Below are 12,908 nucleotides of genomic sequence, written 5' to 3'. Positions count from 1 at the left end.
GGTGCGGCTCCTTTGTGGAGAGGTATCGTCTTTTTGCGTTCTAGTCTTGTAAAGGGGAAATGTGGAAAGGATATTGATAAATTAACGAATATAGGGGTATCTATATGTGGCGTTTTAAAAAAGACCGGAGTCTGGAATCATCAATCGCATATATTTGTGGAGCCTTAGTGATAGCAGCTGGGGTGGGTGCTTGTTTGTTGCGGGGATTGTTTTTTACTGAGGAGATGTATCCCTTTCTAACCTTATGGTTTGTGCTGTGTTGTGCATGCTCGCTTTATTATCTAGTTGGGGTTGGCGCATGGAGAAAAAGTGGGGGAGGAGTAGGTGCAGGTGCAGGTGCAGTAAGAGGTATTACAGGAGTTAGTGAAGTTAGTGGAGAAAATAAAGCCTTAAGAATATTATTAAGCGTCCCTTTAATTATTCTATCGCTTTATGTGATTCATTGGTTGCGCGGGCTGCTTTCCTCCCAGGGAACTATGAATGAAATGCTGCGGTGGGGCTTGTATGCTAGCTTTGCATTATTGGTTTGTTTTTGTGCGGTGAACCGGGTGGGGCGGCGGATTGTAAATGTAACTTGGTCTATGGCGGGTATGTTTTTGAGCATGAGCGCTTTGTTGGCTGTTTGTGGAGTGGTAAAGTTGCCTTTCGCTGTCGCCTACAGCAATTCATCGGAAGTGAGCGCCACAGGGGTTAGGTTAGCAGGATTGATGGAATATCCGAATGCTTTTGGTGCTGTGATGGCTGTTTTTCTGCTGGAACGGCTATTTATTGTTGCTGTTTATTACGGGGAGCCAAAAAAGAGCGTGAATATGTTGGGAGCAAGAAGTGTTGGGCTGGGGATGGAGTGCGCAGAAGCAGAACGGAGGAGCAAAGGGGCAGGAGGCGTGGAAGCGGAGCAGGGAAAAGCGGGAAGCACGACCGCCGCGCTGCTGCGCTTGCTGCCGCTGTTCCCGTACACCACCGCGCTGCTCCTCAGCGAGTCGCGCGGAGCATGGCTGACGGCGGCTTGCGCCTGCGCCGCCGTCTTGCTCTGGAAGCGGCAGCTAATCGCGCCGCTTCTTGCTGCTGGCGCCGCGCCCGTGGCCGCCGCGGCGCTACTCTACCGCCAACTGGCCCGTGCCGGGTTGGCGGTAGAGCCAGTGCCCGGCCTGCTGTTGCTGGCCGGGCTTTGGGCCGGCGCGCTGCTAACCGGCCTGTGGCTGTGCCGCCGCCAGCGCAGCGCGGCGGGCACTGCCCGAGCCGCCATGCTGGCATTGGCGGCGGCGGGTTGGACGGCGGCCGGGATCGCCGTCCTCCTGCACGTGCGCGAGCGGATCACCGGACCGTCATCGACGGTATCCGCGCGCGGGCTGTTCTACCGCGACGCCTGGCGGCTGGCGGCAGAGGCACCTTGGCTGGGACGTGGGGGTGAGACTTGGCGGCATGCCTACCTTGCCGCCCAATCTCGCCCTTATGTAGGCAGCCAGGTGCATAATGGATACCTTGACATCCTGTTGAACTTAGGATTCGTTGGTCTTGCAGCCATACTCCTTATGCTGTTGGCAACAGGCTGGCTGCTGGCTACTAAATCGCCGCGGTTGCTGCCGCCGTTTCTGGTCATCGTCTTACACAGCGTCGTCGATTTTGACTGGAGCTACGGATTATTTTGGCTGCTGCTATTCTGGCTGCCAGCGCTTGCTCTGGCTGAGGATAAGCAGAAACATCAATCTGCGCCAACCCACCCTCAGTCTGAGACCAAGCTGCCAATTCAATCCACATCTACGAACCCGCTCACCAATGTCACTATACCAGCGAATCCGCTAATCGCTCACTCCACATCTACGAACCCGTTCACCAATGTCTCTACACTAGCGAATCCGCTAATTGCTCACTCCACATCTACGAACCCGCTCACCAATGTCTCTACACCAGCGAATCCGCTAATCGCTCAATCCACATCTACGAACCCGCTCACCAATGTCACTACACCAGCGAATCCGCTAATCGCTCACTCCACATCTACGAACCCGCTCACCAATGTCACTACACCTACGAATCCGCTAATCGCTTACCCCACACCCAAGAAATCGCCCCAAATCCGCCTTCGCCAACTAATCGGAACTACGGTATGTTGTTTTTCGCTTCTGCTGGGGGTGCTATCTTTTCACGCCGCTCAAGGAGAGAAGTTCTATCGACAAGCGATTATGTCGGTGGATCCTTCGGTGAAGGTAGAGTTGCTACAGCAATCGCTGGGTTGGAATCCCCGGTCACCTCGAACGGTTATAGCATTATCTAGGCTGCTCTCGGGTGAACAGAGCGTGAGTCTGCTTCGGCAGAGTTTGTTGTATTCTCCCGAGAATGCCAGCTTAAGCTGGGAGCTGGCTGAACGATGGATGAGCAGTGACCATCCGGGGGCAGCGTTATATTGGATAGACCAGAGCTTTAGGCTGGATAAGTACAACAATGCCAAGTGGGTGAAGGCGATTGAAGGGATGCTTCTTATGGGGCAAAAAAAGCTTGCAGAAGGAAATCGAAAGGAAGGCCTAGTCTGCGTCGCCTCTGGGAATGAACTTCTTCTGGAATATAGAAGGTTGGCAGAAGAGGAGGCTAATAAAGGAGGGCAACATAATGATCGTGAGTTCCAAATGACAGAACAAGCCGACGACTTGAGTCGACGGCTTAGTATGTTGGCTTTACGATTTTAGCGGACGTGAAATCATCCAGGAGTAGAGAATGGGCACGATAATTGCAAGTACGAGTGCCGTAATAATAAGAAGCTGAGACAAGGCTCCGCTCAAAAAGGCTCCTGCAAAAATAAGTAGGCCACCGATCATCCACATTATCCCGGATAGACGATGTGTTTTTCGCCATACCTCGGGGTTGGCGAGCGTCCAGGCTGTACGAACCCCAAACAAGTAATTATCTTTTACCTGTGGCATGTAGTTGCCAAGAGCAATAAACATTATTCCAACAGCGCCTATGGCGATCTTCCCAACATTTATATCTTTACCTAGACCGTAAGCAATCGACAGCACCAGCATTAGATTAAAAAGCATCCCAATAGCAAGTCTGCTCATGGCATAGGCATTTTCGAATTTTTTGTAATTGTCCCGCTTAGGGTCGATGCTGCGTGTGAACTGCATGATCAGCGGGAGCACAATGCCTAAGATTCCGAACACAAAAATAGCTATATTTTTGTCCCAGTATCTGTTGACCTTACCCGTAATTCCAAATTGTGCCGGTAACTCCTGCGGAAGCTTGCTGTAATTGATCAGAGCGTAGGCTAATGTAGCTAAACCTAATATTACGATGAGGGTATCCTGCCATCTCCATTTGAAATCTTTCATCATTAATCCGCCTCCTTTTTGGAATCGATATCCTGATGTTGCTGCTTTCCGTCCAGTGATTTACTCTCCGTCTCCGTTTGCTTACCTGTCCCAGTGAGCTCCAATAACCAACCGAGAACCTCTTCGAGGACTGTTGTGTTTAGCGAGTACATAATAAATTGTCCTTTTCGCTCATCCTGTACAAGATCGGCATGCTTCAGCGCATTCAGATGGTGAGAAATGCTTGGCTTAGACATGTTGAAAAAATCTGCGATTTCACCTGCGGTTCGATCTTTCTCCCTTAGTAACCGAATGATTTGGCGACGGGTAGGGTCAGCTAGTGCTTTAAAGGATTCATTCATATTCCACCCTGCCTTTCGATATTTAAATAATTATCTAAATATATAATAGCTCTTTGCTTTGATAGCTGTCAATGCAGTATTCACTTAGCAATAGCGTGTGTAAAAGTGTCACTGAATCTTTAAAATTAAGGACCGTTCAAAGCCTCCTCCTGCTCATACTAACGAAGGGCATGCATTCCTTGATGCACCGAACATACGATGCAGAGGAGCGGATATATGATACTAACCAATAAAGTCGCAGTTGTTACGGGTGCAGGATCGGGGATTGGAGAAGCGATTGCTCTGCTTTTTGCCCGACAGGGTGCTAAAGTGATTGCTGCGGACATCCATCTGGCGAATGTAGAAGCGGTAGCCAAAAAGGCGGAAAAGGGTGAGGGACACGGAGTCGTCTACCCCGTAAAGGCTGATGTCTCGAAGGAAGAGGACACACAGCGAATGATTGATGCCGCAACCACACAGTTCGGAGGCCTTCATATCCTTGTTAATAATGCCGGAATTATGGATAAAATGACGCCAGCTCACGAGATCACTGATGACTTGTGGGAACAGGTGCTTGCGGTCAACGTAACCGGTCCGATGAGAGCCATTCGTAAGGTTTTGCCGATTTTTATGGCGCAGGAAAGCGGATGTATCATCAATGTAGCCTCTATTGGCGGCTTAGCGGGCTCACGTGCGGGAGTGGCTTATACTTCCTCTAAGCATGCTGTAATCGGGATGACCAAAAATATAGGATTTCAATACACTAAGCTTGGAATTCGCTGTAATGCCATAGCACCGGGCGGGGTAAAGACAAATATTGATCTGTCTGATCCAAGTCCTTTTGGGAGTCAAAAAGCGGGCGAAGGTATGGCGTCGATGCCACGGACAGGGGAGAGCAGTGAGATTGCTTCAGTAGCTTTATTTTTAGCTTCAGATGCTGCAAGCTTTTTGAATGGATCGGTGATAACGGCGGATGCCGGCTGGATGGCTTATTGATTGAGCGCAGATAAAAAGGTGTTCATTTTCCCTTTATTGGTGGAATTTGTTCATCTTTTTTGTTTATGCCTATTACTCAAACTCTTTTTAAGTATGGATTGGAAGATGGAAGCTGCTTGCCGCGTAAGTAGAAGTGATAAGGTTGCTTGTGCTAGAATAGGCTAAGAGAAACTGGAAAATATAGCAGAGCGGCAAAGCTTTTAAAAATATAAGAAAGTATAAGATTAGTATCTATGCTTTTATGTTCTTATATTTCACTCGCTTAAACGCTTAGTGTCTTATAAAGATGCCAAAGGCGATTAGCTTGATACATGTAGCCATATTCTGCGGAAAAGGGAGGAGGAGCACGTTTGCATTTTATTTCTGATCTGATCTCGACATTATTTGAATGGATTCAGAGTCTTGGTTATTTTGGGATTATGATCGGACTGATGATTGAAGTTATTCCTAGTGAAATTGTATTGGCTTTCGGTGGTTTCTTGGTATGGAGTGGAGATATTAATTTTTTTGGCGCAGTATTGTTTGGTACGATAGGCGGAGTGATTGCCCAGATCTTTGTATATTGGATTGGCCGTTATGGGGGCAGGCCTGTACTGGAGAAATACGGGAAATATATTCTTATCCAAAAAAAGCATATTGATCATTCGGAAGAGTGGTTCAATAAATATGGGACAGGCGTAATCTTTACGGCACGCTTTATTCCCGTTGTTCGCCATGCCATTTCCGTTCCAGCGGGGATTTCTCGTATGCCTTTAGGTAAGTTCACTTTATTGACTACACTTGCTGTTATTCCATGGAGTGCTTTGTTCGTATATCTCGGTATGACATTGGGGAATAAGTGGGAAGATATTGACGAGGTAGCAGCTAAGTATACCAACGAAATTATTCTCGTAGCGTTAGCACTAATCATCATTTATTTTGTGTATAAGTGGTTTAAATCCAAGAAGAGGGGGACTGCAAAATGAAACCGAATGTAGCTCATAAATTTGGAAAAGGTCTTACACCGCGCCAATTTGTAGAAAGCATGACGAAGAACCAGCAAGCTTTTGAATCCTGGTATGAGAAGTTTTCTTGGGAAGATGAGAGTGACAAGGAATTTTTTGAAAGCCTGAACCATCGTGATGATTTGCGGGTACTTATCCTTGCCGCTGATTGGTGTGGAGATGTAGTTCGTAATGTCCCTGCGGTATTCCGTATTTTGGAGACTGCCGGAATGAAGACAGAGGTATTCATTTTGGAGGAGAACCAGGAGCTTATGGATGAATTCTTGACCATGGGCGGAAGATCTGTTCCGATTGTGATCTTTGCAGATACCGGCGGATATGTGCTTGGACATTGGGGTCCTCGTCCAGAGCATGTGCAGAGCCTAATGAGAGAGTTCAAACGTGAGAATCCTGATCGCGAGGCCGCTGATTACGACAGCAAAATCGCAGAAGTACGTAAGGCTATGGGGCAAGCTTATGGGGAAGGAACGGAATCACAGGCAGTTATCGCAAAAGAGCTGCGAAGTCTGATTTCCGGATTCTAGACCAATGCTAAATATACGTTCGTTTAATTTAGGTCCGCTTCAGACCAATGCCTACTTGCTGACAGGTGCGGATCCAACGAAGGGTATCATTATTGATCCCGGTATGAATCCTGCGGCATTAGTGCGGAGTATTGAAGGGATGGAGATCGAGGCTATTTTGCTGACCCATGCGCACTTTGACCATATGGGCGGCGTAGACGAAATTCGTAAAGCTAAGAAATGCCCTGTTTATTTACATCCACTAGAGAGTGAATGGCTCAGCAGCCCTAAGCTGAATGGTTCATTGATGTGGCCTGATGTTTCACCTCCTTTGACTACAGATCCTGCAGAGTATGATCTGGCAGAAGGACAAGTTCTGCAATTCATCGGACATACCTTCCGCGTGTACCATACACCTGGGCACTCTCCGGGCAGTGTCAGCTTCCTATGCGGGAATGATTTATTCTCTGGAGATGTGCTGTTTAAAATGGGAGTTGGGCGCACCGATTTGCCTGGTGGCAGGGAACGTGATTTGTTCGATTCTATTCGTGGCAAGCTGTACAAAATGGATGATGAAGTGAAGGTTTATCCAGGTCATGGCTCCCGAACAACCATCGGTTTTGAAAAAGTTCGTAACCCTTATATCCCTCAATAAACAATCATTCTAGTAGAACTGACAAGAATCGAGGAATTTTTGATAGACAAAGGGATACAAAAGGACTACAATATTGTTAATTAAATGTAACATTAACCTCGCGAAGCACGCAGACTGCGGAATTAATCCCGGTTTGCGTTCTTTTTTTTGTCTACATATAGGTTTAAAAGCATGGGGGGAAATAGATTGGAGAAGAATATATATTACCCGTTGGATTACGGATGGTATGACTCCAAGGAGAAATGGACTAGTTTTTGCAGCAGTAAATGCCGATGTTTTTCAGAATGTTCTGGAAAGGGCGGTTTTTGTACTTCCATCGAACGCAGGGACATACAATCTGAGAATAAGGATGGGAGAATACCAGTGAATTCAGGAGGCGAGCCTAGAAGAACGCCTCTATTTTGGCATTTCCCTGCTGAAGCAGGATTGCTTCAGCCATGGCGGCGTAAGCTCTGGGAGCTCAAAAAATAAAATTAAAGCGCATTGAACGAATCACTATACATAATCGTATTACAAATAAGAACGAAATCCTGAATGGAGGGGCAGATGAGCGATCAGGCGCTGGATAAAATCAGACGGGCACAGCAGGGAGATACTTCAGCACTGTCTTCACTGCTGCGAGAACATTATACTTTTCTGTTCAAATATCTACTCAAAGTGACTATGGATCCGTTGCTGGCAGAGGATCTTGTACAGGACACGATGGTCAGATGTATGGAAAAAATCAATACCTATAACGGTTCTTCTTCGTTCTCCTCTTGGTTAATTACGATAGCCACCAGAATATTTATCGATCGAAAGCGGCGCTGGAAACGTGAGGCAGAATGGAAGAAACGGGAACAGCAGGCGCAGGGCACCCGTTCGATTCGTTGGCGGTTTGAGAGCAGGGGGGAAGAATGGAGTGAAGTACTTGATTCCATTTCCAAGCTACCCTCTGCTCAGAGGGTAGCTGTGCTGCTGAAGCATTATTATGGCTATAGCTATGAAGAAATCGGTGTGATCATGCAAATTCCTTCTGGCACGGTCAAATCGCGTGTGTCCCTTGGTCTTAACCAATTGCGAAAGGAGCTGAATGAGGATGGAGAAGGATAAGGAGCCAGAACTGTATTTGCACAAGCTTACTGAAGAGCTTGAACGTTTGGATGCGCAATATGATGACCTCACCCCACCTTCGTTACAGGAACTGGAGTGGTTAATGGCTGATGCAGCTGTGCAGAGAAAGAGAAGGGAACGCAAAGAACTACTGTTATTCTGGGGGGTCTCATTGATCCTGATCTGCGCATTTTTATCCATTCTCACTTCTGCACCCATGATCTATTGGATTATTCAGGCGATCATTCCTATTGTAGGACTGGGTGGCTTAGGGATCGCCAGGATCAGAAGAAATAGAGAAGGTGTACAAGAATGAATGAGCTGCAGGATGTGCCTCTTTGGTTGTGGTTTGGCATAGCAGTAGCGTTAATGCTGCAGGGGACCTTACTGTTCCGGGATGCAAGACGGCGCGGGAAAAAAGCTTGGTTCTGGGGATTGTGGGCGATTACTACAGTTCCGTCACCCGCATTAGTCTACTTACTTGTTGTTATTCTTCCTGAGCGACGTAGACGGAATAAGCAGTTGTGAAGCTTTAGTAAGAAGCTCGTTCCTTTCATCCTATTACAAGGAGTGGTACTTCATGGAAGAGGTAAAATGGGGTTTAATCATGCCGTTAATTATTCTGCAGGCTTTGCTTGCTATTATTGGTCTGATATCTCTGGCCAAAGCGGATAACGTTCGTGGTCCAAAATGGATGTGGATTATTATCATTATTTGCGGAAATATATTAGGCAGCGTAGCTTATTTCACAATAGGAAGGAAAGATGTCTGATGTCACTCCTTCAAGTTAAGAATTTGCGCAAAAGCTATGGGGCGCATATTTCCGTAAATGATATAAGCTTTGAAATTGAGAAAGAACGGTGCGTCGCTTTACTGGGGCCTAACGGTGCTGGGAAAACGACCACACTTCGTATGCTGGCAGGGCTGCTAGAACCCACCTCTGGAATGATTTCATTTGAGGGGAGCCGTCCTGGAGCCGAATATCGCAGAGGATTAGGATATGTGCCACAGTCCCCAGCTTTTTATGGGTGGATGACTGGACATGAATATGTTGTTTTCGCTGCAAAGCTTAGTGGAATGGGAACTAAAGACGCAACCAGCAGGGCATTGGAATCGCTTGAGCGTGTAGGGCTTAAAGGTGATGCTCGTCGCCGGATTGGTGGATACTCCGGTGGGATGAAGCAGCGGCTGGGTCTGGCTCAGGCGCTTGTGCACCGGCCTCGTCTGCTGTTGCTTGATGAGCCTGTATCTGCACTTGATCCGATTGGCCGCAGAGAAGTAATGGGACTGCTGCGGGAGATACGTGAAGAGACAACTGTAGTTTTTTCTACACATGTGCTGCATGATGCAGAAGAAATTTGCGATGATATTATTTTAATGAATCAGGGCTTGATTGCTGAGAAGGGGTCTTTATCACAGCTGCGTACACAATACAGCCTTCCTGTTATTCGTTTACGTACAGAGAAGCAAGAAAAAGCTATTCAGTGGCTGGAGTCTCTTGCTGCCAAACCGTTTGTACTAGAGACTCAGTTGTTCGGAGATCAGGCAATTTTTAATGTGAACGATGTAGACATGGCCCGATGGACGATTCTGCAAGAAGCGGCGCAGCTCGAAATTCCATTACTGCAATTTGAAGCGGGTTCTTCCACGTTAGAGGATTTATTTATGAAGGTGGTGGGAGTATGAGAAGCGCCTGGGTCCTTTATCGCAAAGAAATGCTCGAAATGGCTCGCAGTTATAAGTTAATCTGGATACCTGTCGTTTTTATCCTATTAGGTATTATGCAGCCGTTAACTACTTATTATTTGCCGGAAATATTAAAAGCTTCAGGTGATGTTCCCCCAGGTCTGCTAGAGGGGTATGAAATACCGAGTGCCGCAGCTGTGATGGCGCAATCTCTGGGACAGTACGGAACGATCGGAATGTTAGTATTGGCGCTTGGCGCGATGAATGTTTTAGCCGGTGAGCGCTATAGCGGAACTATGGAATTAATTCTGGTAAGGCCGGTTTCTCCAGCCGCAATAGTGTTCGCTAAATGGGCAGCGCAGCTGACCCTGTTGATCGTTGCTCTAGGATTAGGTGCAGCGGGGGCGGCTTACTACACGGAGCAGTTGATTGGTTCACTATCTTGGGGAGATGTCATCGCAGCTTCTGGAGTATATGGATTGTGGCTGTTATGTGCTGTCTCAGCTACGTTGTTGTTTAGTGGATTTTTAAAATCTCCAGTTGCCGCCTTTTTAGCATTGGCGCTAATGGCAGGATTATCATTAGGCCAAAGCTTATTACCTTCATGGTTTGAATGGGCACCTGCGGGTCTTTCCGGGTTATCGGCTGGAATTCTTATGGCTGGAGAAGGCTTCAGGGTTGGACCCTATCTTTCAGCAGCTATTTTGATCTTGATTTGTTTAGTGGGTGCTGCACTTTTGACAAGGAAGAATAACTTACCCGCTTGAACCATAAGTTATATTTTTATTAAATATAGTATATTTTCATAGAATTTGTAGGATCGGCCAGCCTTCAACTAGACAGTTCTATCTTTTTTTAGTAGACTGTTGAAACAAGCAAAATCTTGAAAGATTTTGGGGTTAGGAGGTAGGGCGATGCTGCGTTTAGGAGAGAAGATTGTCATTGTTGCGGACGCTTTCGAGCAGAGTCTTCCTATCGGGGAATACGGCTACCTAATTGCTTACGACCGCAATCCCGATAATGCGTTTGACTATGTTATTCGTGTACCAGAGGCTAATAGGAACTTTTATGTTCCGGCTGAGGACATTGAGGCGGAAGAACATTTATTAGTAGCTGAGGCTGAGAGAGCAACGCATGAAGCGTTGATTGATTATGCTTTGTCCACGTACAATGAGAAGCTGTTCCATCATTTGATGAACGGTGAAGATATGGATATAGAAGAGACGGAATCAACGTCAAGCGAAAGCATGTCCCAAGCGGATTTCATCAAACAAGTGAATCTTCGAGCTTGGATTTAAGGAAGGCCGGCGCAAGCCGGCTTTTTTGTTTTGTCATACCGCTGCTAAATGCTGTGAAATCACTGACTGTCAAAACCCTTCTCTATGAATATACTAACGATACGCTCCTTTAAAATGTGTAGGAATCCCCTTCACTTTGATAAAGGAGCGTTTGTTTTACAGCCCATCATTGAATTGTCCAAGCTTCTACAATATAATTAAAAACGTTATCCGGGCGCTTTAGCCCTTTAAACAGGAGGGATTTTTCTTATGAGCATTACCGTTAAAGATGTGCAGCATGTGGCCAAGCTGGCTCGTCTGCAGCTGAGCCCGGAAGAAGAGGCAACCTTTACAGAACAAATGAATGCTATTTTACAATATGCCGAGAAATTAAATGAGCTAGATACGGAGAATGTAAAGCCGACCACGCATGTGCTGCAAGTCAGCAATGTAATGCGGGAGGATGTTGTGAAGGATAGCCTTACGCAAGAGGAAGCACTTCTTAACGCTCCAGATGATGAAGACGGACATTTCAAGGTTCCAGCTGTTTTGGAATAACTACATAATTAGAAAGGGGGAAGAATCTTGAGCCTGTTTCAAAATCGATTGCCTGAAGTACACCGCATGTTAACTGCTAAAGAGGTATCGGTCAGTGAACTGACTGAAGAATCGCTGGCGATTATCGCTGAGCGGGATAAGAACGTAAATGCATTTTTGACCTTGAATGAGGAGGGCGCTCGTAGCACTGCACGCGCTTTGGACGACAAACTGGCATCCGGAGCAGCACGTGGGTTGCTGTTTGGTCTTCCTGCTGGAATCAAGGATAATATTGTAACTAAAGGCCTGCGCACAACTTGTGCCAGCCAATTTTTGAGCGACTTCCAGCCGATTTATAACGCTACTGTAGCTTCTAAACTGCAGCAAGCAGATGCCGTAACGATCGGTAAATTAAATATGGATGAATTCGCAATGGGCGGATCTAATGAGAACTCAAGCTTTGGTCCTGTACGCAATCCTTGGGATTTAGAGCGTGTGCCCGGCGGTTCCAGTGGCGGATCTGCAGCAGCAGTAGCTGCGGGCGAAGTGTTCTTCTCACTAGGTTCGGATACTGGGGGTTCCATCCGCCAGCCAGCTTCCTATTGTGGTGTTGTAGGTCTCAAACCTACTTACGGTCTTGTATCACGTTACGGGCTGGTAGCCTTTGCCTCCTCACTAGATCAGATTGGACCATTAACACGTAATGTAGAGGATTCTGCCTATGTGCTTCAAGCAATTGCTGGTTATGATGCCCAAGACTCTACTTCGGCTAAAGTAGAAATTCCTGATTATTTGAGTTCACTTACTGGTGATGTTTCCGGACTTCGCATTGCTGTTCCTAAGGAATACCTGGGAGCAGGTGTCGATGCTTCTGTGCGTGAGACAGTTTTGTCTGCACTTAAAGTGCTGGAAGGAATGGGTGCTGTCTGGGAGGAAGTTTCATTACCACATACGGAATACGCAGTAGCAGCTTATTATTTGCTGTCCTCTTCGGAAGCTTCATCTAACCTCGCGCGTTTTGACGGTGTGCGTTATGGCGCACGTGTAGATGAAGGCGGAGGATTGCTTGATCTATATCTTAATTCCCGCAGCCGCGGCTTTGGCCCTGAGGTTAAACGTCGTATTATGTTGGGTACTTATGCACTCAGCTCCGGGTATTACGATGCTTACTATTTAAAAGCACAAAAGGTGCGTACTTTGATTAAACAGGACTTTGATGACATCTTTAAAAAATATGATGTGGTCATCGGCCCAACAGCACCAACGACAGCATTCAAATTGGGTTCACAGACTGAAGATCCGCTGACCATGTATCTGAACGATATTCTCACGATTCCTGTAAGCTTGGCGGGTATTCCGGCCGTGAGTGTTCCTTGTGGTTTTGCGGAAGGCATGCCTGTAGGTCTGCAAATTATCGGTAAGGAATTTGACGAGAGCACGATTTTGCGTGTCGCTCATGCTTTTGAACAAAATACAGATCATCACAAGCAGCGTCCACAGCTGTAGTAAAGG

General features: G+C 46.8%; 17 protein-coding genes. 15 read left to right on the top strand and 2 right to left on the bottom strand.

Annotated elements, in window-relative coordinates; all coding sequences use genetic code 11:
* Positions 1–104: 104 nt before the first annotated feature.
* Complete coding sequence (locus NYE58_RS31295) at positions 105–2,684, top strand: O-antigen ligase family protein (protein ID WP_341003849.1); 2,580 nt, start codon at positions 105–107, stop codon at positions 2,682–2,684.
* Here NYE58_RS31295 and NYE58_RS31290 read toward each other — a convergent pair.
* On the bottom strand, positions 2,673–3,329 hold the full coding sequence (locus NYE58_RS31290) for an SdpI family protein (protein WP_052097330.1): 657 nt from the start codon (positions 3,327–3,329) through the stop codon (positions 2,673–2,675). The two genes, NYE58_RS31295 and NYE58_RS31290, sit on opposite strands and share 12 nt — an antisense overlap.
* Entirely contained in the window at positions 3,329–3,667 is a 339-nt protein-coding gene (locus NYE58_RS31285) for an autorepressor SdpR family transcription factor (RefSeq protein WP_076179758.1), read from the bottom strand. Before NYE58_RS31285 ends, NYE58_RS31290 begins: the two co-directional genes overlap by 1 nt.
* A 216-nt stretch (positions 3,668–3,883) precedes the next feature.
* On the opposite strand from NYE58_RS31285, the gene NYE58_RS31280 reads away from it, so the two are divergent.
* The 14 genes from NYE58_RS31280 (at position 3,884) to gatA (ending at position 12,902) form a co-directional block, all read left to right on the top strand.
* Positions 3,884–4,642 carry a glucose 1-dehydrogenase gene (locus NYE58_RS31280; RefSeq protein ID WP_076219277.1) on the top strand — a complete coding sequence of 253 codons (759 nt, stop codon included), beginning with the start codon at positions 3,884–3,886 and terminating at the stop codon, positions 4,640–4,642.
* 350 nt (positions 4,643–4,992) lie between these two features.
* Complete coding sequence (locus NYE58_RS31275; protein ID WP_036680184.1) at positions 4,993–5,607, top strand: DedA family protein; 615 nt, start codon at positions 4,993–4,995, stop codon at positions 5,605–5,607.
* Positions 5,604–6,170 carry a thioredoxin family protein gene (locus NYE58_RS31270; RefSeq protein WP_076128653.1) on the top strand — a complete coding sequence of 189 codons (567 nt, stop codon included), beginning with the start codon at positions 5,604–5,606 and terminating at the stop codon, positions 6,168–6,170. The genes NYE58_RS31275 and NYE58_RS31270 overlap by 4 nt, the downstream gene beginning before the upstream one ends.
* Before the next feature lie 4 nt (positions 6,171–6,174).
* On the top strand, positions 6,175–6,804 hold the full coding sequence (locus NYE58_RS31265) for an MBL fold metallo-hydrolase (protein WP_076208640.1): 630 nt from the start codon (positions 6,175–6,177) through the stop codon (positions 6,802–6,804).
* Positions 6,805–6,990: 186 nt separating this feature from the next.
* On the top strand, positions 6,991–7,275 hold the full coding sequence (locus tag NYE58_RS31260; protein ID WP_076128649.1) for a hypothetical protein: 285 nt from the start codon (positions 6,991–6,993) through the stop codon (positions 7,273–7,275).
* Positions 7,276–7,350: 75 nt separating this feature from the next.
* The gene (gene sigY / locus NYE58_RS31255; RefSeq protein ID WP_076219278.1) at positions 7,351–7,896 is read left to right on the top strand and encodes an RNA polymerase sigma factor SigY; all 546 of its coding nucleotides are present in this window, start codon (positions 7,351–7,353) and stop codon (positions 7,894–7,896) included.
* The gene (locus NYE58_RS31250) at positions 7,883–8,212 is read left to right on the top strand and encodes a YxlC family protein (protein WP_076128645.1); all 330 of its coding nucleotides are present in this window, start codon (positions 7,883–7,885) and stop codon (positions 8,210–8,212) included. Before sigY ends, NYE58_RS31250 begins: the two co-directional genes overlap by 14 nt.
* Positions 8,209–8,424, top strand: coding sequence for a hypothetical protein (locus NYE58_RS31245; protein ID WP_076128644.1), 216 nt, complete (start codon positions 8,209–8,211; stop codon positions 8,422–8,424). The genes NYE58_RS31250 and NYE58_RS31245 overlap by 4 nt, the downstream gene beginning before the upstream one ends.
* Positions 8,425–8,476: 52 nt before the next feature.
* Positions 8,477–8,668: a PLDc N-terminal domain-containing protein gene (locus NYE58_RS31240; RefSeq protein ID WP_036680175.1), complete on the top strand. Its 192-nt coding sequence runs from the start codon at positions 8,477–8,479 to the stop codon at positions 8,666–8,668.
* On the top strand, positions 8,668–9,582 hold the full coding sequence (locus NYE58_RS31235; RefSeq protein ID WP_076128642.1) for an ABC transporter ATP-binding protein: 915 nt from the start codon (positions 8,668–8,670) through the stop codon (positions 9,580–9,582). Before NYE58_RS31240 ends, NYE58_RS31235 begins: the two co-directional genes overlap by 1 nt.
* On the top strand, positions 9,579–10,349 hold the full coding sequence (locus tag NYE58_RS31230) for an ABC transporter permease subunit (RefSeq protein ID WP_076128640.1): 771 nt from the start codon (positions 9,579–9,581) through the stop codon (positions 10,347–10,349). The genes NYE58_RS31235 and NYE58_RS31230 overlap by 4 nt, the downstream gene beginning before the upstream one ends.
* A 147-nt stretch (positions 10,350–10,496) precedes the next feature.
* Complete coding sequence (locus NYE58_RS31225) at positions 10,497–10,880, top strand: hypothetical protein (protein WP_036680170.1); 384 nt, start codon at positions 10,497–10,499, stop codon at positions 10,878–10,880.
* A gap of 249 nt (positions 10,881–11,129) precedes the next feature.
* Positions 11,130–11,417 carry an Asp-tRNA(Asn)/Glu-tRNA(Gln) amidotransferase subunit GatC gene (gene gatC / locus NYE58_RS31220; RefSeq protein WP_036680166.1) on the top strand — a complete coding sequence of 96 codons (288 nt, stop codon included), beginning with the start codon at positions 11,130–11,132 and terminating at the stop codon, positions 11,415–11,417.
* A gap of 27 nt (positions 11,418–11,444) precedes the next feature.
* A complete protein-coding gene (gene gatA / locus NYE58_RS31215) occupies positions 11,445–12,902 on the top strand; it encodes an Asp-tRNA(Asn)/Glu-tRNA(Gln) amidotransferase subunit GatA (protein WP_076128638.1) in 1,458 nt (485 codons plus the stop codon).
* Positions 12,903–12,908 lie beyond the last annotated feature (6 nt).

It is taken from the genome of Paenibacillus sp. FSL L8-0708, assembly GCF_038009325.1.
GTDB classification, from domain to species: Bacteria; Bacillota; Bacilli; order Paenibacillales; family Paenibacillaceae; genus Paenibacillus_AQ; species Paenibacillus_AQ odorifer.
The sequence above is the reverse complement of the archived record's forward strand: the minus strand, read 5'-3'. Positions and strand labels throughout refer to the sequence as shown.

Coding starts and splice junctions, on each gene's coding strand:
- gatC (WP_036680166.1), top strand. CDS start 11,130: ATGAGCATTACCGTTAAAGATGTGCAGCATGTGGCCAAGCTGGCTCGT.
- NYE58_RS31250 (WP_076128645.1), top strand. CDS start 7,883: ATGGAGAAGGATAAGGAGCCAGAACTGTATTTGCACAAGCTTACTGAA.
- NYE58_RS31280 (WP_076219277.1), top strand. CDS start 3,884: ATGATACTAACCAATAAAGTCGCAGTTGTTACGGGTGCAGGATCGGGG.
- NYE58_RS31285 (WP_076179758.1), bottom strand. CDS start 3,667: ATGAATGAATCCTTTAAAGCACTAGCTGACCCTACCCGTCGCCAAATC.
- NYE58_RS31270 (WP_076128653.1), top strand. CDS start 5,604: ATGAAACCGAATGTAGCTCATAAATTTGGAAAAGGTCTTACACCGCGC.
- NYE58_RS31295 (WP_341003849.1), top strand. CDS start 105: ATGTGGCGTTTTAAAAAAGACCGGAGTCTGGAATCATCAATCGCATAT.
- NYE58_RS31230 (WP_076128640.1), top strand. CDS start 9,579: ATGAGAAGCGCCTGGGTCCTTTATCGCAAAGAAATGCTCGAAATGGCT.
- NYE58_RS31235 (WP_076128642.1), top strand. CDS start 8,668: ATGTCACTCCTTCAAGTTAAGAATTTGCGCAAAAGCTATGGGGCGCAT.
- NYE58_RS31240 (WP_036680175.1), top strand. CDS start 8,477: ATGGAAGAGGTAAAATGGGGTTTAATCATGCCGTTAATTATTCTGCAG.
- sigY (WP_076219278.1), top strand. CDS start 7,351: ATGAGCGATCAGGCGCTGGATAAAATCAGACGGGCACAGCAGGGAGAT.
- NYE58_RS31265 (WP_076208640.1), top strand. CDS start 6,175: ATGCTAAATATACGTTCGTTTAATTTAGGTCCGCTTCAGACCAATGCC.
- NYE58_RS31245 (WP_076128644.1), top strand. CDS start 8,209: ATGAATGAGCTGCAGGATGTGCCTCTTTGGTTGTGGTTTGGCATAGCA.
- NYE58_RS31225 (WP_036680170.1), top strand. CDS start 10,497: ATGCTGCGTTTAGGAGAGAAGATTGTCATTGTTGCGGACGCTTTCGAG.
- NYE58_RS31290 (WP_052097330.1), bottom strand. CDS start 3,329: ATGATGAAAGATTTCAAATGGAGATGGCAGGATACCCTCATCGTAATA.